Here is a 23,296-nt window from a genome sequence, read left to right on the forward strand (position 1 = left end):
AAGCTTGAACTTAATACATCAATTATGTGAATTAAAAAAAGTGCTTGGTAAGATTATTACCAAGCACTATAATTTATTGATAATTACTAACCAGTATACAATGTTAATTGGCAAATGCTTATAAGAATAGATATTTCAATATAAATAATAAAGCTAAAATATACATCAAAGGAGTAATTTTTTTGTATTTACCCTTAACGACATTCATTATAACATAAGTTATAACACCCATTGATATACCTTCAGATATACTGTAAAAAAATGGCATAGCAATTATACATATATAAGAAGGAATAGCATCAGCTGCATCATCAAATTTTATATTAATAATGTTGGTAAACATATAAAAACCAACTACAATAAGTGCAGGTGCAGTTGCAAAAGCAGGTATAGCTAAAAATATTGGAGACAAGAATAATGAAAGTCCAAATAAAATAGCCGTAGTAAGAGAAGTTAGACCGGTACGACCACCCTCAGTTACACCTGAGGCAGACTCTACGAAAGTAGTAACAGTGGAAGTGCCCAGCAAAGCACCAAGACAAGTACCTATAGCATCAGAAAGTAGAGCACCCTTTATTCTTGGCAATTTTCCTTCGCTATCTAACATTTTGGCTTTTGAAGAAACCCCAATAAGAGTACCGATTGTATCAAACATATCTACAAATAAGAAAGCCGCCATTACAACCACGAAATCAATAGAAAAAATATTGCTAAAATCCAATTTAAACATTATTGGAGAAATATCAGGTATAGAAAGACCATTAGAAAAATCAGGTAAAAGATTATAAAATCCAAGCTCAGGGTTTGGCACATAAAGACCTGATATTTGACAAATTACACCAAGAAGCCAAGTGATAAGTATACCTAAAAGAATATTCCCCTTTACATTTTTAACTACTAAAATGCCAGTGATTATTACACCAATTATAGCTAATAATACAGTAATACCCACATTGTTAAATGTTGCAGTAGTAACGTTGTGAGCTAAATTATATCCATCAACGGAAAATAATGTAACTAAGGTTGGACCTGCAATAACAATCTTTGCATTTTGTAGCCCTATAAAAGCTATAAAAAGTCCTATACCTACACTTACAGCAGATTTTAAATTGTATGGAATAGCATTAAATATTGCCTCTCTGACATCTGTAACAGACAAGGCAATAAAGACTATACCCTCAATAAATACAGCAGTTAACGCAGTTTGCCAGCTATATCCCATAGCTAATACAACAGTGTAAGAAAAATATGCGTTTAAACCCATACCGGGAGCAAGTGCAAAAGGATAATTTGCCAAAAATGACATCAACAACGTGCCTATCATAGATGCAATTGCAGTGGCAGTAAATACCGCACCTGAGTCCATGCCTGATGCAGATAATACAGACGGATTAACAGCTAGAATATACGCCATTGTCATAAATGTGGTGATACCGGCTGTTATTTCTGTTCGCAGATTTGTACCATTTTCTTTTAGTTTAAAAATACTCTCTAAATTCATTGAAACTCCTTTCATAATAAAGAGCAAAAATAAAAAATGATGAAAATAATTGCTGAAATATTAATTTTTCCTTAAAGAATAATTATATATTCAAAAAAATAAAAAGTCTACAAAAAAATATCATATAGCTTGAAAATATTAGTGAAATTTTTTAAAAATAAAATCACCTAAATATTTGAAGCTGTTCCTTTAGGAGAAGTTCAAAAATATTATAAGGTAATTTTTTGTTAATTGTTATTGTTTAAATAAGTCAGCACTTTTTTGTATTTTTTGATATATTTGTTTATACTTTTAAAGCATCTTTTTCACCGCAAGCGACATTTTTTGTCAGCGAACTTTTAAGTAAATGCAAAAGCTGTGATTTCATCACGGCTTTTTGTGGTGCTCTGAGTCATAATTTCGGCGTTTTTTTAAACTATTTTTACTTTTTAAAGACATTATGTGGTCTTTTTTTATTGCTTTTTTGTGTGATAGTTTTTCATAATCTATTTTATACTACCTTTAGTTATACTTTTTTCAAAATTATTATTAGAACTATTAGTACGTTATACATAACGCTTTCTCCGATTTTATAGTTTTTTGACAAATATATGGTATTATTTTTAAAAATTTTATTTTTATATTTTTTGTGTGCTATAGTCGTCTTAATTATCTACTAATTATACAAATACCATGGTTTTAAGTCAATAATTTTTGTTTTCTAGTTAGATATAGCATTAAATAAGTTTATAGCTTTAACATAATTTAATATTTATTTTTAATTTCTATAAAAAATGAACCTTTTTAGTAAATTTTGACTCTTATATGTAGATGCATCAAAAGAAGGGAGGAAAAGTTGGATAATAATAATATTGTTAAAGGCATAAAAGCCGGCGATAAAAATGCCTTTGATATTCTTTATCAGCAGTACAATCTTGAATTATTTAGGACAGCTTTTTTAATACTTGGCAATTCACAAGATGCGCAAGATGTCCTACAGGAAACTTTTATATGTGCATATATAAATATTAAAAGTTTAAGAGATGAAGAGAAACTAAAAGCTTGGCTATTTACTATAATGAAAAATTTTGCTTATAAAAAAATAAAAAAAAGAGATAGGGAAGTGCCTGATGAAAATATACTTTTAAAAGTTGATAGTTATTCAATGAAAAATGAAGAAATTGATTATTCTTGTGATGTCAAAATTGAAGATGCACTTATGAAAATAAATCCCAAGCAAAGGGAGGTCTTGGTATTATATTATTATAGTGGATTTTCAATAAAAGAGATTGCTAAAATTACAGGAAATTTTCAGGGTACTGTCAAATCTAGGCTACACTTAGCTAAAAAGCAATTAAAAAAGATTATAGAAAATGATTTTAACTTATTTGAAAGTGAGGGAATAAATGAGGGATAGTAATGAACAAGGATTAAATGAATTTATTAATAAAAAATTAACTGAGTCTACTGAAACGCTATTTCCCTCAGATTATGTTAAATATAAAATAGATTTTGAGATACAAAATCAAGTGGAAAATAGAGGGGAGCTTGTTATGAAAAATAAATTCAGATTAGCTATAGTTATGTGTTTATGTCTTGTATTTTTAGGTGTTGGCGGGTATGCAATAGGTAAGATTACCGGTGTGCTAAGCTCTACAACGTCATTTTATACTTATAAAAATTATGATGATATTGAAAAAGCTAAACAAACAAGCGGTTTAGAAAATGCTTTTGTACCTAAGTCATTATATTCAGGATATGAATTTGATGGTATAAATATAGTTGATGTTGCTGATGTAGATGACTCAGGTAATGAGCAAAATATGAGAAAAAGCTTGGATATAACATATAAAAATAAAGAAAATGAAAAAATTTATCTGTCTATAGATAAAAAAGTTGACAGCTATGATATTTCTAAGGGGCTTTACAAGGAAACTAAGCAATTTGACGGCAGAAATTTCTATTTTTCAAGAATTGAAAATCTTTATGTCAAACCAAATGCCAAGCTGAGTGCGGAAGAAGAAAAAAGGCAAAAGGAAGACCCATTTTTTAACGTAGGCTATGGTTATGCAGGCGATGGAGAAAGGGAGACTGTCGTATCAACTGATATAGTATTTGAAGATAGTGAAATGGTTTATAGTATACTATTATTTGACGATGTAGAGTCTGATGAAATGTTTAAAATTGGAGAAAATTTTTTCAACAAATAAATAGAGCAATAATTAGAAAAAAAGAGCCTTAGAAACAGTATTCCATAGGCTCTTTTATAAATTTATAATATTATTGAATATGTTTTAAGGTATAAAAAATGTTATTCAACTGTAACAGATTTAGCTAGATTTCTTGGTTTGTCAACGTTTAGTCCTTTATCTTTTGCTACTTCCAGTGCCAATATTTGTAGAGGTATTATTGATAGTATAGGTGCTAGTAGGTTGTCGCTATCAGGAATGTATAAAACTTTTTCTGATACTTTTTCTACTTGTTTATTTGACGCTTGGGTTACTGAGAATACTTTAGCACCTCTTGCTCTAACCTCTTCTATATTAGAAATCATTTTTGTGAGCATCACATCTTGTGTCATTATAGCAATTACGGGGGTGTCTTTTTCGATTAAGGCTATTGTACCGTGTTTTAGCTCTCCGGCAGCGAAAGCCTCAGCGTGGATATATGAGATTTCTTTTAGTTTTAATGAACCCTCTTGAGCTAGTGAGTAGTCGATAGTTCTGCCTAGATAAAAGGCGTGTTGCTTTTTTGATATAAATGCTGCAACGTCATGTATATTTTCTTTATGGTCTAATATATATTGGATTTTTTCAGGTAGGGCAAGCATTTTTGATATAATTTTGTGATAGTATTCTTTATTTATAGTGTAAAGCTTTAATGCAAAGTCAAGGGCGACAAGATAAAGGGCAACTATTTGCGTGGTGTAGGCTTTTGTAGATGCAACAGCTACTTCAGGACCTGCCCAAGTGTATATTACATCGTCTGCTTCTCTTGCAATAGAAGAGCCGACAACATTGGTGATAGCCAATATTTTTGCTTTTTGTTCTTTGCAATTTCTTAAAACTGCAAGAGTGTCTGCTGTTTCGCCGGATTGAGACATTAATATTACCAAAGTCTTATCGTCTATATGATTGTCGTTGTATCTAAATTCTGATGCTATATCACATACTACATATTTACCGAATAATTTTTGCATAGCTGCTTTGCCAACCACGCCTGCGTTGTATGCTGTACCGCAGCCGACTATGCAAATTTTATTAATATTTACTATAAATTCAGGGGTAATATTTTTAAAACCTAAATCTATATCCCCGTTTTCGTCTAATCTATGCTCAATAGTAAGTCTTATAGCCTCAGGCTGTTCGTTTATTTCTTTTTCCATGAAATAATCATATCCGCCTTTTTCGGCAGCCTCCATATCCCAAAGTATATGTTCTTTTTTCTTGTCGACTACATTTTTATATTCATCATATATGGTCAGTTTATTTGCGTTTGCGTATAAGATTTCGCCATTATCAAGATAATAAACGTCTTTGGTATATTTTAACAGGGCAGGTACATCAGAGGCAACGATGACATCGGTGCCAGTAACACCGGCTACAAGTGGGGAGTCTTTTCTTACAGCGATTAGTTCATGGTTGTGTTTAGAACTGATTACTGCAAGAGCATATGCTCCTTTCAATCTTGATACAGCTTTAAATACTGCATCTAAAAGGTCGCCTGAGTAATATTTTTCTATCAAATACACAACAACCTCTGTGTCTGTTTGAGATTTGAATTTAATTCCGTCTTTTTCCAGCTCATTTTTTAGTGTCATGTAGTTTTCTATTATACCGTTATGGACTATTGCAAAAGTCTTGTCGTCATTAAAATGAGGGTGAGCATTTTCATTAGATGGTGCACCATGGGTAGCCCATCTAGTGTGACCAATGCCTAGATGACCTTTGATAGGGTCTTTTTTTAGTTCATCTTCAAGTACGGAAAGTCTGCCCTTAAATTTTTTTATTTGAAGAGAGTCTCCATCATTTATTGCTATACCTGATGAGTCATATCCTCTATACTCTAATTTTTCTAAGCCATCTATTATAACTTCACTTGCCTCTTTTTCGCCTAAATAACCGATAATTCCGCACATACATATTCTCCTTAATATTGTAGACTATAATCTACTTGCTATATTTAAATTTTTCTAATTTATCTATCTAAAGTGTCAAACAAGATTTTTCTATTGAAAATAAGTTTATTTTCATATAAACTATAGTATAGTTTAATTTTAAAAATATGGTGGATACATGAAAAAAATATTGCTTTATATTACTTTGCTGGGTGCAATTATATCACTGGTGGTATTTTTTAGCAAGGAAAAAATTGCAAACAAAGATGACTCAAGCATTCCGAAAATTGAAGTGGGAAAAAACAGTTTCAACTATAAAAATAAAATGCAGGTGCTACCTTATAAAGATGGATTTATAATTTATGATGGTAATGACTTAGCGTTTAAGGACGATAAATTTAAGGACAAATTTGATGTCAGATTAAAGTCTGACAATTTTGTTTTAAAGACTTCTAAGGATGATTTCATATATGTGCTGGACAAATCTAATAGGATACTATACAAAATAGATAGCAGTGGCGACATTTCTTCTCAGGCTAAGTTTGTAGAGACGGGAATAGATGTATATCCTCTTGAAAATAAACAAGTCGTACTGCATTACTCCACTAGCGTTAAAACGGACGGGGTTATAATCTATGACAAAGACCTACAGGCGATAAATAACATCAGCTATCCAAATGCACTTATCAACGATATAATTTATGATAGCTATACAAAAAAAATTTTACTCAGTGCACAAACCTTAGACTACACTCAGATATTGAACGCAATTTACTCTTATAATGACAAATATGAGGTGCAAGAAATAAATCAATTTAAAAATCTTGTGACGACAGCTATGGAGGTTACAAACAATAAAATTTTCCTTTGTGACCCTCAAAGTGTGTATATAATGGATAAAGAGCTGACAGCTACTAACAAGATTGAGGCAGATGACTCATTTTCAAATGTAAGAGTTGTAAACGATAAAATTTACTTACAGGACGGACCTAAATTAGTAAAAATCTTTGACAAGGATGCAAAGCTTTTGAAAGAAATGGCATCAGATGAGCCGATTTTTAATATATATTTTAAGGACTCAAACCCGATTTTAATCGGGAAAAATTTCTTCACTTATCAAAATGAAAAAACAGATGTTACTCAAGATGTGCTAAAATCTGTTTTTGTGAATAACAAAACTTTGATTTTATTTTTTAGAAATTCATATCAAACTATAAAATTACAATAAATACTATATAGGGGGCATATAAAAATAGAAAACATAGATATTTTTATAATAATTTACAATTTATATAACATTTTAATATTTGGCAAAAGAGGTCTGCTAAAATCGGCGATAGTAAGTGTTGGGTTTGCTTTAAAGATACTGATAACATATTTTATATATACAAGTGGCTTATTTGAGCAGATTTCAAAAAATGATAGCGTAATAAGCTTTATAAACTGGATAAAAGAGCTTTTATTTAAGCAATTTCCGGCACTAAACCTTGCCAAGGACAGCTTGGATGGAGCAATCGTTGTAGTTTTAATTTATATAATCTTGACAATCATTTTTTGGATAATATATCCGATTTTTAGAGGTGTCGTATTGTCAAAAGATGATATGAACCTTGGTGATAAATTCTTTGGAGCAGTGTTAGGCTTTATTAAAGCTACCATATTTATAATGTTTATAATTTATGTATTGGATAAAGTTCCAAGTACAGTATTTAAATCAAACATACATCAGTTTATTGCAAATTCTAAACTTATTACACCGTATTTCACATATAACATATTTATGAATATTTTTGGAGCTTAATTAAAAAAAGAGGTAATTATGAAAAAATTAAATTTGGATGTGCGTGGCTTTGCTTGCCCAATGCCTGTCATAAAGACAAAAAATATGCTTGAAGAAAATGACGGCAGTTTGTCACTAGAGGTTATAGTGGATAATGATGTTGCAGTGCAAAACGTCACAAAATTTGCAAAATCACAAAATCTTGAAGTGACCAGCGAAAAAATAGGTGATGACTTTAAACTGATAATTAACAGGGACAATTCCAATGAAAATGGTGAATATCAGATTTCAAAACAAAATGACAAATCAGAACTAAAAGCTTTACAAAGCAGTTCTAACGGAGCACAGACATTATTAATTACCACAGATAAATTGGGCAAAGGCAATGATGAGCTTGGTGCAATATTGATGAAATCTTTCATTTTTTCATTAAAAGAGAGCAAGCCAATCCCGCAAAAGCTTATATTCTTAAATTCGGGAGTAAATCTTACAACTACAAACAAAGAGGCTATAGAAAATCTAAAAATTATGCAAGAAAATGGCACTCAGATAGTATCTTGCGGTACTTGCCTAGACTTTTACAATCTAAAAGACCAAGTAAAAGTTGGCACAATAGGAAATATGTATGATATAGTAGATAGCTTAAACCAAGCTACAAATAAATTTGTAATATAGAGGGAAAATGTTAGTTATTAGTTTTAATTCCACAAGTCAGGCAATGAAAGCAGACAAATTTTTTGATAGTACAGATATAGATAAAATGGTTGTACCAACTCCAAGAGCCATTAGTCAAAGTTGTGGCATTTCGATTAGAATAATATCAGAGCAACTGGAAGATGTAATTTCTATGCTTGAAAAAAATGAAATTGGGATAAAAGGGATATATAATGTGACAAAAGATGAGGCTCAAAAGATATATTAGATTAAATAAAATATTGTTTAAGGAGAAAAAATGTCAAATAAAGTAAAGATAAAAGATACAAGTGCAAAAAAGCAAACATCAGGCGAAAAAAAGACTGCATCAGTCCAAAATAAAGTCAATATAAATGGAGCAAAAGTAAGACCTGTCCAATCAGAAAGCTACAGCAAACAAAAAAGAGATAAGAGGAAAAAACAATTTGCAATAATTGCTTTAGTTGCTATGCTTGCAATGGTCGTTACAACTGTATTAGGCTCAGTAACTTCACTTTTCTAATATAAAACCTGTAAACAAACGTTGTTACACAGATTTAATTATAAATGAATTTTAAAGTGGTATAATTATACATGAGCAACCGTCTACTTGATATTGTAAAAATAAATTTTTGAGGATAATTATGAAAAAAGTAAAAAAAGCGGTTATACCGGCGGCAGGACTTGGTACAAGATTTTTGCCGGCTACTAAGGCTCAACCAAAGGAAATGTTACCCATAGTTGATAAGCCAACTCTTCAGTATATAATAGAAGAGGCGATTAACTCCGGTATAGAAGACATACTTATAATTACCGGAAGAAATAAAAAAAGTATAGAAGACCATTTTGACAGGTCAATTGAGCTTGAATTAGAATTAGAAAAATCAGGTAAGACAGAACTTTTAAAGATGGTTAGAGATATTAGCGATATGATTAATATCCAGTATGTTAGACAAAAATCTCCAAACGGACTTGGTCATGCAATACTTTGTGCAAAAAACTTTATAAATGATGAACCCTTTGCAGTCATACTTGGAGATGACATAGTCGACTCAAAGACGCCTTGCTTAAAACAGCTAATTGATGTATATGATGAGTACAATACGACAATCATAGGTGTGCAGGAGGTGCCAAAGGCTCAGGTTAATAGATATGGGATTATAGACGCAAAGTATATCCAAGATAGAGTATATCTGATAAATGATATGGTTGAAAAACCTGACATTGACAACGCACCGTCCAATATAGCTATTTTGGGAAGATATATACTTACCAGTGATATTTTTGATATTTTGAGCAAACAAAAGCCCGGTAAAAATAACGAAATACAGCTTACAGATGCACTAAAGACGCTTAGCACCAGTCAAGCTATGTACGCCTATGAATTTGAGGGCAAAAGGTATGATGTGGGTGATAAATTCGGATTTTTACAAGCAACTGTAGAATTTGCATTAAAAAATGAAAATCTTCATGACAGATTTGCGGCTTATTTAAAAGACATTGCAAAAAATTTATAAATAATAACAAACTCAGTATTTGAGGGTTATCTTATTATTTTGGAAAGGAAAACTATGAAACTAAGACATAAATTATTAAGTTTAAGTGCCGCTTTATTAATGGCAACAACTCAGGCAGGAGCGATAATATATTCCGATTTACAAGGATATGGCTGGGCATCAAATTATATTTATGATGTTACTAACAAGCAAATAATTGCAGGTTATCCGGACAAGACTTTTAAACCCGGCAACTCAGTAACTAGGATAGAATCTCTAGTTATGATGGCGAACTTATTTCCAAAAGCGGATATAGATAAAATTTATGCCGAAAAAGAACCCGTTTATAGAGAGTCAATGATTAAAAATGATATTGATAAATGGGCAAGACCATATGTAATATTTGCACTGGAAAAAGGAATAATACCAAATACCCCTGAAATGATTAGAGCTTTGGTAGATGTTAAAACCAAAAAACCAATAATTGCTATGAGGTATGAAGTAAGCGTCTTTTTAGTCCGCACATTGGGACTTTTAAATGAATTAAACAATTCTGCAAAATTAGATTATAAAGATACTAAAGACATACTTACTCAGGCAGTGCCTTTCATAGAGTTATTACAAAGAAAGGGCGTGCTGTCTAAAAAAGGTGATGGCAAAGGGTATTTCAATCCTAACAAAGGAATAACTAGAGCTGAAACAGCCGTAATGATATCCAATGCCTATAAATATTCGCCAAAAGCAAAAGGCACATCAACTGTATCACCAACTACACCGACAGCACCTCAAGTAAATACACAAGTAGTAGAAGGTACAATACAGCTTATAACATTAGCAGATAGTAATATTACAATCTCAGCTAAGGACTCTAAAGGAAATACTAATAATTACACAGTTAATAAAAATAATCTTGTGGTAAATCTTGACGGAGCACAGGTAAATATAAACAACCTAAAAGTAGGGCAAACTGCAAAATTCACCTTAACAAACGGAGTGCTATCTAAAGTTGATATGACTAGCGTTCAAGAGAGATTTTCAGGTAAATTGCTTACATTAGACTCAGCTAACAAAACTATGACATTAGAGCTGGCAGACAATAAGCAAATAAAAGCGTTTTTATTCAATGACACATCTAAGTTATATTTAAACGATAAAGAAGTAAAACCGGAGAGCTTACCACTTAACAATCCGATAGAAGTTTATGCTATAAACAACGTGATTGTTAAAGCAGCAGAAACTCAAACTATAGGCAATGCACAAGGTGAGGTTTTGGACTTCATAGACAACCTAATCACAGTGCAAACTGCTGATGGTAAAAAATCTTATAAAATAAATTCAAATACAAAGATTATAAGAAATGGAAGAACTCTTACAAACATTTATCAAATAGCAATAGGAGATAAGGCAAACATCAAGTACAACAACGATACAGCAGAAGAAGTATCTATTGAAACAAGTAGGGAAAAATACTATGGAGTGGTAATAAAATCTATAGAGCTAAATACCGGATATAACAAGATATTGGTTGGCGACAGAGATGGAAATGAACATTCATTTACTATCAATAGTGACAGCTCAATCAGAATAAATGACAAAAAATCCTCCGTATATGACCTAAAACTAGGCTACGAAGTAGATTTATACACCGATGGTGGACTTGTGGAAGAGTTAATTTCCAAGGGAGAATTTAAACAAGCAACCATTTCAGGAGAAATTATATTTATTGATACAATAGATAAATATATTGATATAACCACAAGTAAAGGCGAAAAATTGAGAATAAATTATAACAATGACACAAAGACAGAAAAATTATCAAACAGCACAAGTATGGACCCAAGAAATTTATTTAAAGGAGATAAAATTTCCGTAATTGGTGTAATGAATGGTGGAAATCTTCAAGCCACAATGATTATTGCCGACATAAAATAGTTTTTAAAATTTTTGGATAAAAATTTAATATACAATTCTGATAAAATGTGGAGGAAAAAATGAAAATATTTTTAGACACTGCCAATCTTGATGAAATTAAAGAGGGGGCAAGCTGGGGAATAGTTGATGGAGTTACTACAAACCCATCACTAATAGCAAAAGAAGGTAAAGACTTAAAGGAAACTATAAAAGCAATATGCGAAATAGTTGACGGACCAATATCTTCAGAAGTATTATCTGAAAACCATGAAGATATGATAAAAGAGGCAAGAGAATTAGCAAAAATACACAAAAATATCGTAGTAAAAATACCAATGACAATCGAAGGACTAAAAGCTGTAAAAGTATTGTCAGCCGAAGGTATACACACAAATGTAACATTGATATTCTCAGCAAACCAAGCCTTACTTGCAGCAAAAGCAGGAGCTACTTATGTATCACCGTTTTTAGGCAGACTTGATGATATTGGCATAGAAGGAATGGAATTGGTTAGAACAATAGTAGAAATATTTGACATCTACGGCTACGATACACAGGTAATAGCTGCAAGCATAAGACACCCTATGCACGTTATAGATGCAGCTCTAGCAGGCTCTCATATAGCTACTATACCAATGAAAGTATTAAAACAAATGGCAGCTCATCCACTTACAGATAACGGCATCGAAAAATTTAATAACGACTGGAAAAATGCTTTTAATAAATAAATCTTAATTAAATAAAACAAATCAAGTCAACTAGAGAAATGAAATTCAAGTTTTAGTATTAGACTGGAATGTATTTTCTCTAGTATGACTTTATTATGGCTTTTTAAAAGCTTAAAATATTAAGATATCAAGCAAATACGAAAAAATACCACACAACTTTGGAATTGTGTGGTATTTTTTCGTATTATAACCCCATCAACCAGTACGAATAAACAATCTCACTTTCAAAACTTAAAATTTTTTTGACTTTTGAAAGTAGTATATTATTTACTTTTAAAACTTTCAAGTTTGCCTATAATTGGATGCAAATGTGGGATGTTGGATGTCGGATACTCAAATAATGGGTAGCCTCTTAGGACCTATTCATACGAGAGGATACTTTGCGACTTTATAGCCAACAAAGATAAAATGGATATTGAAGTGTATGTTAAGCTAATTCGTTCATACTCTGATTACAAAGAAAAAGACATACATTCACTTCAAGAAATCTCGAAAAAAATGGGGATTGAAGATAAAGTGCGTGAAATTATGGAGGTAGCCTATGAATAAAGCAAAATTAACAGCTCTTTGCCATAAAATAAGTAAAGAAGTTCATCTCTCTTTTAATTTTGTAATGCTGTATTATTTTTTGGAAAGTATATTAAAAAAGTTGGCTGATAGCGAGTACAATGATAACTTTATTTTCAAAGGTGGATTTCTACTTTCTAATGTTGTAGGAATTGACTCAAGAAGTACAGTAGATATTGACTTTTTACTGAAAGATACACAGCTTTCTGAAGAAAATATCTTAAAAATGCTAACAGAAGCATTAAAAGAAAAAGATGATGATGAAATACTCTATGAAGTCCAAGATTTTAAGAAAATCAAGGAAGATGATGAGTATGGTGGATTTAGCGTAAATGTCCTTTGTAAAATGGAAAATATAAGGCAAGTAGTGCCACTTGATATTGCCACAGGAGATGTAATCACTCCACACCCGATAGATTATAGTTATATTAGTTCTTTTGGTAAAGAGGATATTTCGATTAAAGCATATCCGTTAGAAACAATGCTTGCTGAGAAGATACAGACGATTTATACAAGAGGATTTTTAAACAGCAGAAGCAAGGACTATTACGACCTTTATATCATTTATAAACTAAAAGATAAGGAAGTAGACACTGAAACTTTAAAAAGAGCTTGCAAAAGAACCTTTGAATAAAGAAAAACTGACTTAGATGTAACACTTTGATTGAAAGTTATCCATACACCTATGATAAAGACGATGCAGCAAGTCAAAAAGAGTTATTACAGATTAAAACAGACATCGGCTTTTGGAGCTTTAATGAACTTGTATCTGTAGATGAAGAAAAGCTAAAAAATGTACTCGGACTTGAAATAGATGATGATGGTAACTTTTACGATCCACTATCAAAAGATATTGACTTGGATAATGTCCCCGACAGATATGATGCTGACTTTAGGGACAGTAAAGTACAAAATATGGGAGATATGGACAAAAAAGAAAAATCATCAGTCTTAGAAAAACTAAGCGAGTACAAAGAAAAAGTACAGCAAGAAGATAGACAGCCAAGTGAAAGCATTGATAGAAACACAAAACAAAAAGAAGTGATTTAACCATAAGAAAGAGTATTTTAATGATGTAGTTATCTTAAAATGCTCTTTCTTTTATATTCAAAAATAAATTAAACGGAGGAATAAACTATGAGTTTAGAAAAAGGAAATGTTATAAAGACGAATTTATCTGATAACACAATGATTTTAGATGTTAAAAATAAAGAAAAACAAGCAGTCCTATTTACAGGTACTCAATTTGTATTAGCATCAGGCATAAGAGAAAACAAGGAGAGTGGAAAATTTGAATGGGACAATGGCAGATATGCTAATGAAATCAAAACCATTGCTGAAATGCAAAATAACAGCTTTGAAGCAATGAAAGAAACAATATCGTTTTTAACAGAATACAATCATAAGGATTTTACAAAAGCTTTAATTTCTATTGAAACTGGAATTGAAAATGAAGATCTCCTCGACAAAGCTTATGATGAATATATGGAAAATGACGCAATGACTTTGATTGATAATCAGTTCTATGATTATGTTGATAAGAGTGGATTGGAAAGGGCGATTGTCGAAAAAGAAAAAAACGGTAGATAACTCAAAAGAAGATTTAGAAAATAAGCAAACCGGAAAAGAAAAAGTAACTGAACAAAAATCGGATAGATCAGAAAAAGCTGATACTATAAATGTAACAGGAAGTATAGTAAAAGATGTGGGGGTAAAAAGCCTTATATCTAAAGACGGCAAAGAATATATAAGCCTTAAAGTAAATGAGGTAAAACCATTAAAAGTTAAACATCAGGAAAAGCAGGAAACAAAGGCTAAAGATGAAATCTCTGTGATGGATAAATTAAATCAGTACAAACAAAGATCAGAAAAAATAAAATCTGAACCTGTAAAAAAACTAATCGACAAAGAAATTTAATACTTAATATTTAAAAGGCAATAAAAAAGAGGTGTATGGAAAAAATTGCTATACACCTTTATTTTTATTGCTCATAAGTATAATTTATTTTTAATCTTGCACTTCCGGTAGAAGGTTTATACGGATTTGTATCAGCTGTAATTATAGATACTTTCCATGTTCCATTAGGTTTTTCGTCTTTAAATTCAGTGAAATTTACTTCACCACTTTTTTGTATAAGTTTTGAATATATACTACCATTAGGACTTTCAACATATAGTTTGAATGGAGAACCTTTTGAACTGAAAGTTACATTTGCAACAACAGTTGAAACTTTAGAATCTTTTGGTAAAGTTGGAGAAGGAATATTGTATTTTTTTGATTCAACTGCACCGGAGTATGGATTATATAAAGAATTCATAGTTCCAGTTTGACCTGAAAAGTAATTCGTTTTCGTAATGGCATAAGAATAAGAAGCACTATTAAAACTTGTATTTATGTTTGCAACAGGGAGAGCAAAAAATGCACCTGTAAATAGCAATGTACTCAAAAATAAAGATGTAAATTTTTTCATAACATTTCTCCTTTTATTAAATGAAAATTTCAGAGATTAAATAGTAATATCAATATGTGTTTCATCTAAAATTTTAGGATCAAAAGGCTCTCCCCATACCCAATTTGGATTATGCTGTTTTATTATGCTAAAAAATTTTTCGTCTTGATTACTAACTATTTTAGTTAATGTATGAGCAACATTTGCTTTGTCTTTTATTGGCTCTGTTGAGCTGAACTTCTTTATCATTTCATTTACTTTTGTTTTATCACCTCTTACAAGCCCATAGCCGTCGATCCATTCTTTTTTGTTTTGTTCTAAAAGTTTATTAACGTATTCTTGTTTAACAGGAACAATTTTTAAACTTGTCGGGTCAACATTTAAACGTCCTCTTGCTTCCGGATTTTGTTTTAAATAATATTCATCTACTTCCTCAGATGTCAAACGCCTATAAGAACCTGAATTTTGAATATTGTTTACCATATCGTTTATTGTCATGACTTAACCTCCTCTTTTATCATCCAATTATTTGGTATATCGGAAAATAAACAAAAAATCTTTAGAATTTAATATATAATATCTCTCTCATTTTCAATATATTAATCCGTATTTTTCTTTAGGTTCTGTAAATAACTCAACTTTCCCAGCATAAATTCCTAAATAAATTATTGATATAACTCGATTGCGAAGCAATCCAATTACTTAATTGACTTTCTATCATCCTTGTGATTTTCTTCGGTAATTCTTTGAATATATCAGTTAATATAATCATCAAACTTCTTAATGCTATTGAAAAATCCATGTCTTGGATATCTTCACAACAAACGTAAAATATTTCTCCTTGACTTTTTAGGTCATTTGTATTTCTTCTAATATACTCAATTATGACGTACCTCGTAAATACTATGGTTGTATGTGCATATATTGACATGTAGTCTCTTACTTGAAATTCTGTTTCAAGCTTCATAAGCGACTTAATGGCTTTAAAAAAACATTCGATAGACCATCTATTGCCATATATCCTTACTATTTCTTCGTCAGATAGTGTCATGTCAGTGCAAAGTATATACAAGCATTCACTTTTCTTGTTCCTGTTTTTTACAAATACAATCTTTACTTGTATTGCATCTTTAGTTGTTACTTTTAAAGAACCTAAAATGTCTGATACTTTGCTAAATTTCACGAGTCTTTGAAGCTGAACAAGCGTGTAAGATTTTTCATTGTAGATATATCTTTGCTTTAGCTGTTTTACCATTCATATTACTTCAAGACCTAATTCTGAAATGGACTTAAACATAGGCTCGTTTGTAAATCATGTGTCCATCAAAACGTATTCGGCGATTATACCACTATCCAAAGCATTTTTTAGGAGTTTAATTGTCGCTTTCGGTTTTGACAACATACTTTGTTTTCTGATTTTGTAACCGTTGCTTCTTTTGTCTAATTTGTCATTTGCTTCTTGATAACGGTTGGATTCTTTAGCAGAAGAAAGTAAATTAAAGCCAACAGGGACAAAGCTGTATCCATCAGTCCAGCCAAGGGTAAGCATTGTGAATCCTTTTACAAATGAATGTCCAGCATGGTCAAAAACTTTAGCAAGTAGTTCTACGTTTTTACTGCAATTCCTCTTAAAAACAGAATCATCTATTACAAAAGCTTTAACTCTATCAGGTTTAGTCAAATGTGAAAAATAAGATATTACCTTACAGCTTAGAAGTGATAAAAACTTAATCCAGTTATATGAATTATTTGAAAGAAATCGGTAGTAAGTGTTTTTAGAATTGGCTTTTTCCTTACGATTTGAGTTCAAAAATCTAAAAAGATTTTTACCTTGAAAAGCAAGCAAGAGAAGAAAGTTAAAAAGAACTGAAACAGGAACACCGCATGATTTAGAGATATTGGAATTACGAAGAAGAACAGACAATTTTAAATCTTTGATAGCTCTAAAAAAAGCATTTTGGGTATTTTCAAATTCATTATTTTGATATATCATTAAATTAGCACCTCTTTTTGTTTGTTTATTTGTGGTAATTTAATTATATCAAAAAGTTGGTGCTATTTTAATGTCAAGATTAATATTTTTTAACTAATTTAGTTTGAAAATTTAATGAGTATTATCTAATTTTTAGGTGGGAAAGTTGAGTTATTCAGATTTTAAATTTTATTATGTTTAGAATTATATTATAAGGATATATAATAATAGGTTAAAAAAATAAGATTTATATCTTAATATAGAAATAAATTAATGTGAGTGATTTATTTATATATTTATGGCATCTTAATATATTTCTAATATTAAAATATATAGTCTTATAAGGATTCATTTAAAAAAGCTTATATAAATTTTTTAAGTGGGTAAAAAAGTTTATCTTGGGTATAAATATAGAGATAAAAAGTATCAAAAAACTTTATATAAATTAAAAGGAGGACATAAATGTCACAAGTAGGAAAGAAAATGCCAGAGTTTGTTACTAATGGCTATAACCCAAAAAAAGAAGAATTTGTAACAATATCAAATAAGGATTTTGAAGGTAAGTGGAATGTTCTTATGTTCTACCCAGCAGACTTCACATTTGTTTGCCCAACAGAACTTGAAGATATGCAAGATCAATATGCAAAATTACAATCACTTGGAGTAGAAGTTTATTCTATGTCTTGCGATACACATTTCGTGCATAAGGCATGGCACGACCATTCAGAAGCTATCAGCAAATTGGAATTTACAATGTTAGCTGATCCTCACAAATCAATTGCTAGAGATTTTTATGTTTTAGATGAAGAAGCAGGACTTGCTCAACGTGCAACTTTTATTATAGATCCAGACGGAGTCATTCAAGCTGTAGAGGTTAATGCAGACGGAATCGGAAGAGATGCAAGCCAAGTTTATGACAAAGTTCGTGCTGCTCAATTTGTTCGTGAAAATCCTGGACAAGTTTGCCCTGCAAAATGGAAAGAATCAGGCAAAACTTTGACTCCAAGTCTTGACTTAGTTGGTAAGATATAATGTTAGACCAAAATTTAAAAAATCAGCTAAAAGAGTATTTGAAGCTTCTTGAAGGAGAAGTTGTATTTGCTCTAAGCTTGGATGATTCTGATAAGTCAAAAGAAGTTAAAAGCTTTGTAGAAGAAATTGTTTCACTATCAGATCTTTTAAAAATTGAAGAAAAAAAATTGGACCTAAGCCCATGTTTTAGCCTTTCATCAAATGGAAGATCTGGAATAAGCTTTGCTGGAGTTCCACTTGGTCATGAATTTGAATCTTTTGTGTTGGCACTTTTACAAATAAGCGGTCGTCCACCTAAAATTGATGACAATCAAGTGAGAAGGATTAAATCAATAGATAAAGAATTATCTTTTGAAACAGTAGTCAGCTTAAGCTGTCACAACTGTCCAGAAGTAGTTCAAGCTTTAAATATTATGGCTGTTTTAAATCCAAAAATAAGCCATCGTATGATTGATGGAGCAAGCTTCCAAGAATATGTTGATGGGCTTGGAGTTATGGCAGTTCCAGCAAGTTTTTTGAACGGTAAAAGTTTTTATAATGGAAAAATTAATCTAAACAAAATTCTTGATTTGGTTACTGGACAAAAAGAAGGACCTTCACTAAAAGATAAGCCAGTTTATGACCTTCTTGTAATTGGCGGTGGCCCAGCTGGTGCTACTGCAGCAATTTATGGAGCAAGAAAGGGAATAAAAACTGGACTTATAGCAAAAGATTTTGGAGGTCAAGTAAAAGAAACTTTAGCCATTGAAAATATTACAGGTTTTACCTATACAGAAGGTCCAAAATTTATGGAAGCTGTAAAAGAACATGTTTTAAAATATAAGGTTGATATAATAGATGAAGTTGAAGTTGAATCTATCCAAGAAGCTGACCTTATAAAAATTAAAACAGATTCAGGGGAGCTTCAAGCTAAATCTATAGTTATAGCTACAGGTGCTAAGTGGCGTTTGATAGGAATTCCTGGAGAAATTGAATTTAGAAATAAGGGAGTTGCCTACTGTACTCACTGCGATGGTCCACTTTTCAAAAACAAAAAAGTTACCGTTATTGGTGGAGGTAATTCAGGAATAGAGGCTGCAATTGATCTTGCAGGACTAGCAAAAGAAGTTTTAGTTTTGGAATTTTTACCAGAATTAAAAGCGGATTCAGTCCTTCAAGAAAAATTAAAAACTTTGAAAAATGTTCGTGTAGTTACTAATGCACAAACAAAAGCCCTAGAAGGTAAAGAAAAACTTGAAAGCATTGTTTATGAAGACCGAATAGGTGGACAAACTCATAAAGAAGCGACTGATGGATGCTTTATTCAAGTTGGATTGGTACCTGTTACTGAATGGATTAACGGAATAGAAAAGAATAAAAGAGGCGAGATAATTGTAGATCAAGTTGGAGCTACAAGTATGCCTGGAGTTTTTGCTGCAGGAGATTGCACTAACAGCGCCTTTAAACAAATAGTAATTGCACAAGGAAGCGGGGCAATAGCTGCCCTTGGCAGTTATCAATATTTGATGAGAAAATAAAATAAAAATCAAGAATGGACTCATGAAGAGTCCATTTTTTTAATTCTTTATTATGTGTAACTTGTCAAATTTTTTTGCAAGAGAAGGCAATTTTATTTATGTTTTTGGCTCGGAAATTTTTAGCACTTAAATATCAAAAAAATGCCCCATAAACATCATCTTGTGTTATGATTGTTTCGTCACAAAATAATCAAGGAGATGATGTAATGGAGCATACTAATTATATTAAAAATCACAAAAAAGGTCAACATATTACTTTTGCCCAAAGATGCAAAATTGAGTTTCTCTTAAAAAATAAAAAATCTCTTAATATTACTAACCAAGATTTAGCTGATGAAATTGGTGTAGCTCTTAGAACTCTTCAAAGAGAAATAAAAAGAGGTATGGTTTATGGTTTAAAAAATTCAGATTTGACTCTTAAAAATGAATATGTTGCTGAGTACGCACAACAAAAATATGAAGATAATATCAAAAATAAGCAAGGAAATTTAAAAATTGGTAAAAATATTGAGTTATCAATGTTTTTAGAAAAAGTGATCATTAATGAAAAGTGTTCACCTTATGCTGCTTTACAAAAAGCAAAACAAGAAGATATTGAAGTTAATATTTGTGAAAAAACTTTGTATAACTATATACATAAAGAGATATTTGTAGAATTGACAGCTAGTAATCTTGTGTATAAAAAGAAATATAAGAAAAAATACAAAGGACACAAAAGAATTAGAAAAAATGGAGCAATGAGTATAGAGCAAAGAAGCGATATAATAAATAATAGATTAGAACTTGGACATTGGGAGATGGACACAGTAGTAGGCACAAGAGAAGGAAAAAGTGCCTGCTTATTAGTATTAACCGAAAGAGTAAGCAGAAAAGAAATCATAAGAAAAATACCGGCTAAAAAAGCTGAATTTGTAGTAGCTGAAATACTTAAATTAAAAAGAAAATATAAAACATTTAATGATAGATTTAAAAGTATCACAACAGATAATGGAAGTGAGTTTATGGACTCAAAGTCCATACAAGATTTAAATGTGCTTTATTTTTATGCACATGCATATTGTTCAGGAGAAAGGGGAAGTAACGAAAACAACAATAAATTTATAAGAAGATTTATACCAAAAGGAACTGACATAAGCATAATATCAAAAAGAAAGGTACAAGAAATAGAAGATTGGATCAATTCATACCCAAGAAAGATGTTTAATAGAAAAAGTGCAAATGAAATTTATTTAGAAGAAAGAATTAAAGCTGCTTAAAAAGTTTTAAATTTTGTGACATTTACTATTGCAATTTACATTTGGAAATGGTCAGTGAAAAAAAGTATTGACAAGTAGGTTAGCTTATGCTAACATACTTATCGACATGAGTGTCGACAAAGAGGAGGGCAATATGATAAGAAAGCGTTTGACGCCTGCTGAAAGAAAAGAAGAAATCCTAAACATTTCACTCCGGGTTTTTTCAGAAAAAGGATACAAAAACACCAGCATGAGAGACTTGGTGAATGCAACCGGGCTTTCTGCAGGAGGTTTGTATCACCATTACAAAAGCACGGTAGAAATCCTATATGATTTAATGTTGCAGGGTTGCGTTTATCGTGAAAACAAAATCACGCAAAGCCTTAGGGAACTGACGGAGCCGTTGAGCGCAAGGGCTTTAGCAAAAATCATCGTTGATAAGGCTTTGGATAGCAATCCATTTATTCCTGTGTATGTGATGTTTTTACAGTCCATGCAGGAGAATGAACAACTGCTGTGCCTTTATCAAAAGCTTAGAGAACGCAGTATCGGCCATCTTACACAAATGCTGACGAATCATGGATATAAAGATTTTTCTGAGGAAACGTGGACGTTTATCAATGATTTTATCAATACGCTGATTCTAGGCTGCGAAACATTAGGCGTCCGGCAAGATTTTGTTTCTAAACGCCTTCTTCTGGAAAATATTATGGTTGATGTTTTAAAAGAAAATAGAAAAGAGATTGATTAAGATGAACAAAAACAGTCAGGAACTTCTAACGGAAAAACCGTTTAACATCATGTTAAAGCTCTCGCTGCCAGCCATCCTGGGCATGATCGTCATCGGGCTTTACCCATTAATGGACGGAATTTTTGCCGGTCAAATTTTGGGGGAGAAGGCGATGACCGCCGTGGGAATCGCAATGCCGTTTACCTATATTAACACGGGGGTCGCAACGCTGATCGGGGTAGGATCGGCGTCTCTGTTGTCCAGAGCGCTTGGAGCGCACAATCAGGAAAAGATTGACAAGATCATGGGAAATCTTTGTTTCTGGATTTTATTGCTGTCGTCTTTTGTTACAGTTTTGGGTTTTGTTTTTTGCAGACAACTTCTCATGCTCTTCGGTGCAGGCGGAGAGCTTTTGGATTTGTCCGCCCGGTATCTGCGCATCATTTTTATCGGTTCCATTTTTGTAAATTTTGCTCAAGCTGCCAATATGGTAATGCGTGGCGAAGGATTGATGAAACGAGCTATGCTGATTATGGCAATTGGAGCAGGTATCAACATCATTCTGGATCCGATTCTGATGACGCTTATGGGAGAGCGCGGCATAGAAGGTGCAGCGATTGCCACCATTACAGCGCAATTCATTCAGGCAATATTTACCCTTTGGTATTTCAAAGCAAAAAGTGAAGTTGTAAAAATCGGTAAGCTCAAACAGGAACCGGAAATATCCGGTGAAATGTTTTCCGTCGGCGTATCCGCAATGCTCATGCAGGTTTTAACGATCATCCAGCAGCGCTTTCTTTACAGCCAAGCGTTTCATTACGGTGGGGATACGGCGGCGGCTATTATGGCAGCCTCTTTAAGGATACAGGCCTTCTCTTTCATTCCGCTTTGGGGGATGAGCCAAGGGCTTCAACCCGCTATAGGCGCTAATTTCGGCGCGAAGCAATTTGCCAGAGTGAAAGAAATTTTTAACGTTTTCACGGTTAGCTCCATTGTTTTAGCGGCTTTCTTTTGGCTCCCGGGAGAAGCTTTCGCGAAACCCATTCTCCACTTGTTTGGTTTATCTGATCAAACGCTGGTTTTGGCTGTCCCAAGTTTTCGCATTATGTACAGCATCTTCATCATCTATGGTGTGATGATCATGCTCATGACGTTTTTCCAAGCGGTTGGAGACGGAAAAACAGCCGGCATTCTGGTCATGCTGAGGCAGATTATATTCTATATCCCAGTTGTTATTCTTCTTCCGCTTCTGTCTGGAGGGCAGGGCCTTTGGTACGTTTTGCCGATTGTTGACGGAGCCATCGTGCTGTTAGGTCTTTACAGGTATTATGCAACTGTAAAAAAATGGAGAGAACCCCTTGATGTTTCTCATAGGATGACAACACATAGGATACAGCCGGATTCAAAAATATAAAATGTGTTTACCGTGAGCTGATTATTTTTGTTATAAATTCAGCTTCCTTTTGCCTATCGGATACGCTGACAATACAAACAACGGTAATCATCAAATGGAATTTGGACGCGGAGGTCGCTATGTCACAAACGTCAGAAACGTCGTTTCACGCGAAAACGACAGGTAAAGGACGCAAAAATGTTATTTTTCGGAACG

25 protein-coding genes and 1 pseudogene are annotated in these 23,296 nt (G+C 32.2%); 20 read left to right on the top strand and 6 right to left on the bottom strand.

The features are described from left to right. Window positions 1-118 precede the first annotated feature (118 nt). Entirely contained in the window at window positions 119-1,501 is a 1,383-nt protein-coding gene (locus tag BBG48_RS01275; protein ID WP_068912144.1) for an NCS2 family permease, read from the bottom strand. Window positions 1,502-2,336: 835 nt separating this feature from the next. Here BBG48_RS01275 and BBG48_RS01280 point away from each other — a divergent pair. Both BBG48_RS01280 and BBG48_RS01285 read left to right on the top strand, forming a co-directional pair. Next, window positions 2,337-2,897, top strand: coding sequence for an RNA polymerase sigma factor (locus BBG48_RS01280; RefSeq protein ID WP_068912145.1), 561 nt, complete (start codon window positions 2,337-2,339; stop codon window positions 2,895-2,897). Further along, the gene (locus tag BBG48_RS01285) at window positions 2,887-3,690 is read left to right on the top strand and encodes a hypothetical protein (RefSeq protein ID WP_068912147.1); all 804 of its coding nucleotides are present in this window, start codon (window positions 2,887-2,889) and stop codon (window positions 3,688-3,690) included. Before BBG48_RS01280 ends, BBG48_RS01285 begins: the two co-directional genes overlap by 11 nt. Window positions 3,691-3,791: 101 nt before the next feature. Here BBG48_RS01285 and glmS read toward each other — a convergent pair whose 3' ends face one another. Next, entirely contained in the window at window positions 3,792-5,618 is a 1,827-nt protein-coding gene (gene glmS / locus BBG48_RS01290) for a glutamine--fructose-6-phosphate transaminase (isomerizing) (protein ID WP_068912149.1), read from the bottom strand. 157 nt (window positions 5,619-5,775) lie between these two features. Between glmS and BBG48_RS01295 the strand changes: the two genes are divergently transcribed. From BBG48_RS01295 to BBG48_RS11205, 13 genes and pseudogenes are all read left to right on the top strand, one after another. Further along, on the top strand, window positions 5,776-6,825 hold the full coding sequence (locus tag BBG48_RS01295) for a hypothetical protein (RefSeq protein ID WP_068912151.1): 1,050 nt from the start codon (window positions 5,776-5,778) through the stop codon (window positions 6,823-6,825). 45 nt (window positions 6,826-6,870) lie between these two features. Beyond that, window positions 6,871-7,398: a CvpA family protein gene (locus BBG48_RS01300; protein WP_274541820.1), complete on the top strand. Its 528-nt coding sequence runs from the start codon at window positions 6,871-6,873 to the stop codon at window positions 7,396-7,398. Window positions 7,399-7,416: 18 nt separating this feature from the next. Continuing rightward, window positions 7,417-8,052 carry a sulfurtransferase-like selenium metabolism protein YedF gene (gene yedF, locus BBG48_RS01305; RefSeq protein WP_068912155.1) on the top strand — a complete coding sequence of 212 codons (636 nt, stop codon included), beginning with the start codon at window positions 7,417-7,419 and terminating at the stop codon, window positions 8,050-8,052. 7 nt (window positions 8,053-8,059) lie between these two features. Further along, the gene (locus BBG48_RS01310) at window positions 8,060-8,299 is read left to right on the top strand and encodes a DUF3343 domain-containing protein (protein ID WP_068912157.1); all 240 of its coding nucleotides are present in this window, start codon (window positions 8,060-8,062) and stop codon (window positions 8,297-8,299) included. A 30-nt stretch (window positions 8,300-8,329) separates the two neighbouring features. Then, window positions 8,330-8,572, top strand: coding sequence for a hypothetical protein (locus BBG48_RS01315; RefSeq protein WP_068912159.1), 243 nt, complete (start codon window positions 8,330-8,332; stop codon window positions 8,570-8,572). A 121-nt stretch (window positions 8,573-8,693) separates the two neighbouring features. Further along, window positions 8,694-9,566 (top strand): UTP--glucose-1-phosphate uridylyltransferase GalU, encoded by an 873-nt coding sequence (gene galU, locus BBG48_RS01320; RefSeq protein ID WP_068912161.1) that lies wholly within the window; start codon window positions 8,694-8,696, stop codon window positions 9,564-9,566. Window positions 9,567-9,620: 54 nt separating this feature from the next. Further along, the gene (locus tag BBG48_RS01325; RefSeq protein ID WP_068912164.1) at window positions 9,621-11,477 is read left to right on the top strand and encodes an S-layer homology domain-containing protein; all 1,857 of its coding nucleotides are present in this window, start codon (window positions 9,621-9,623) and stop codon (window positions 11,475-11,477) included. A gap of 59 nt (window positions 11,478-11,536) precedes the next feature. Beyond that, the gene (fsa, locus tag BBG48_RS01330) at window positions 11,537-12,184 is read left to right on the top strand and encodes a fructose-6-phosphate aldolase (protein ID WP_068912166.1); all 648 of its coding nucleotides are present in this window, start codon (window positions 11,537-11,539) and stop codon (window positions 12,182-12,184) included. A 408-nt stretch (window positions 12,185-12,592) separates the two neighbouring features. After that, on the top strand, window positions 12,593-12,733 hold the full coding sequence (locus BBG48_RS01335; protein WP_243446720.1) for a hypothetical protein: 141 nt from the start codon (window positions 12,593-12,595) through the stop codon (window positions 12,731-12,733). Then, a complete protein-coding gene (locus BBG48_RS01340) occupies window positions 12,726-13,385 on the top strand; it encodes a nucleotidyl transferase AbiEii/AbiGii toxin family protein (protein ID WP_094754365.1) in 660 nt (219 codons plus the stop codon). The genes BBG48_RS01335 and BBG48_RS01340 overlap by 8 nt, the downstream gene beginning before the upstream one ends. Before the next feature lie 116 nt (window positions 13,386-13,501). Continuing rightward, window positions 13,502-13,801, top strand: a pseudogene (locus tag BBG48_RS01345) (hypothetical protein); the annotation flags it as partial. An 87-nt stretch (window positions 13,802-13,888) separates the two neighbouring features. After that, window positions 13,889-14,341, top strand: coding sequence for a hypothetical protein (locus tag BBG48_RS11200; RefSeq protein WP_243446721.1), 453 nt, complete (start codon window positions 13,889-13,891; stop codon window positions 14,339-14,341). Further along, the gene (locus BBG48_RS11205) at window positions 14,313-14,669 is read left to right on the top strand and encodes a hypothetical protein (RefSeq protein WP_243446722.1); all 357 of its coding nucleotides are present in this window, start codon (window positions 14,313-14,315) and stop codon (window positions 14,667-14,669) included. Before BBG48_RS11200 ends, BBG48_RS11205 begins: the two co-directional genes overlap by 29 nt. A gap of 64 nt (window positions 14,670-14,733) precedes the next feature. On the opposite strand, the gene BBG48_RS01355 is transcribed toward BBG48_RS11205, so the two are convergent. The 4 genes from BBG48_RS01355 to BBG48_RS01370 form a co-directional block, all read right to left on the bottom strand. Further along, window positions 14,734-15,222: a hypothetical protein gene (locus BBG48_RS01355; RefSeq protein ID WP_068912170.1), complete on the bottom strand. Its 489-nt coding sequence runs from the start codon at window positions 15,220-15,222 to the stop codon at window positions 14,734-14,736. A gap of 36 nt (window positions 15,223-15,258) precedes the next feature. Further along, the gene (locus tag BBG48_RS01360) at window positions 15,259-15,699 is read right to left on the bottom strand and encodes a DUF3879 family protein (protein ID WP_068912172.1); all 441 of its coding nucleotides are present in this window, start codon (window positions 15,697-15,699) and stop codon (window positions 15,259-15,261) included. 136 nt (window positions 15,700-15,835) lie between these two features. Continuing rightward, on the bottom strand, window positions 15,836-16,456 hold the full coding sequence (locus BBG48_RS01365; protein WP_094754366.1) for a transposase: 621 nt from the start codon (window positions 16,454-16,456) through the stop codon (window positions 15,836-15,838). Window positions 16,457-16,513: 57 nt separating this feature from the next. Further along, window positions 16,514-17,194 carry an IS4 family transposase gene (locus tag BBG48_RS01370; protein ID WP_094754367.1) on the bottom strand — a complete coding sequence of 227 codons (681 nt, stop codon included), beginning with the start codon at window positions 17,192-17,194 and terminating at the stop codon, window positions 16,514-16,516. A gap of 441 nt (window positions 17,195-17,635) precedes the next feature. Between BBG48_RS01370 and ahpC the strand changes: the two genes are divergently transcribed. The 5 genes from ahpC (at window position 17,636) to BBG48_RS01395 (ending at window position 23,101) form a co-directional block, all read left to right on the top strand. Beyond that, window positions 17,636-18,205 carry an alkyl hydroperoxide reductase subunit C gene (gene ahpC / locus BBG48_RS01375; protein ID WP_068912174.1) on the top strand — a complete coding sequence of 190 codons (570 nt, stop codon included), beginning with the start codon at window positions 17,636-17,638 and terminating at the stop codon, window positions 18,203-18,205. Further along, on the top strand, window positions 18,205-19,722 hold the full coding sequence (gene ahpF, locus BBG48_RS01380) for an alkyl hydroperoxide reductase subunit F (protein WP_068912176.1): 1,518 nt from the start codon (window positions 18,205-18,207) through the stop codon (window positions 19,720-19,722). Before ahpC ends, ahpF begins: the two co-directional genes overlap by 1 nt. A gap of 206 nt (window positions 19,723-19,928) precedes the next feature. Next, window positions 19,929-20,978: an IS30 family transposase gene (locus tag BBG48_RS01385; protein ID WP_068912177.1), complete on the top strand. Its 1,050-nt coding sequence runs from the start codon at window positions 19,929-19,931 to the stop codon at window positions 20,976-20,978. A gap of 133 nt (window positions 20,979-21,111) precedes the next feature. Then, the gene (locus tag BBG48_RS01390) at window positions 21,112-21,708 is read left to right on the top strand and encodes a TetR/AcrR family transcriptional regulator (RefSeq protein ID WP_068912179.1); all 597 of its coding nucleotides are present in this window, start codon (window positions 21,112-21,114) and stop codon (window positions 21,706-21,708) included. A gap of 1 nt (window position 21,709) precedes the next feature. Then, window positions 21,710-23,101 carry an MATE family efflux transporter gene (locus tag BBG48_RS01395; RefSeq protein WP_094754368.1) on the top strand — a complete coding sequence of 464 codons (1,392 nt, stop codon included), beginning with the start codon at window positions 21,710-21,712 and terminating at the stop codon, window positions 23,099-23,101. The last annotated feature ends 195 nt before the right edge of the window (window positions 23,102-23,296 follow it).

The organism is Criibacterium bergeronii (genome assembly GCF_001693775.2).
In the GTDB taxonomy this organism is placed as follows: domain Bacteria; phylum Bacillota; class Clostridia; order Peptostreptococcales; family Filifactoraceae; genus Peptoanaerobacter; species Peptoanaerobacter bergeronii.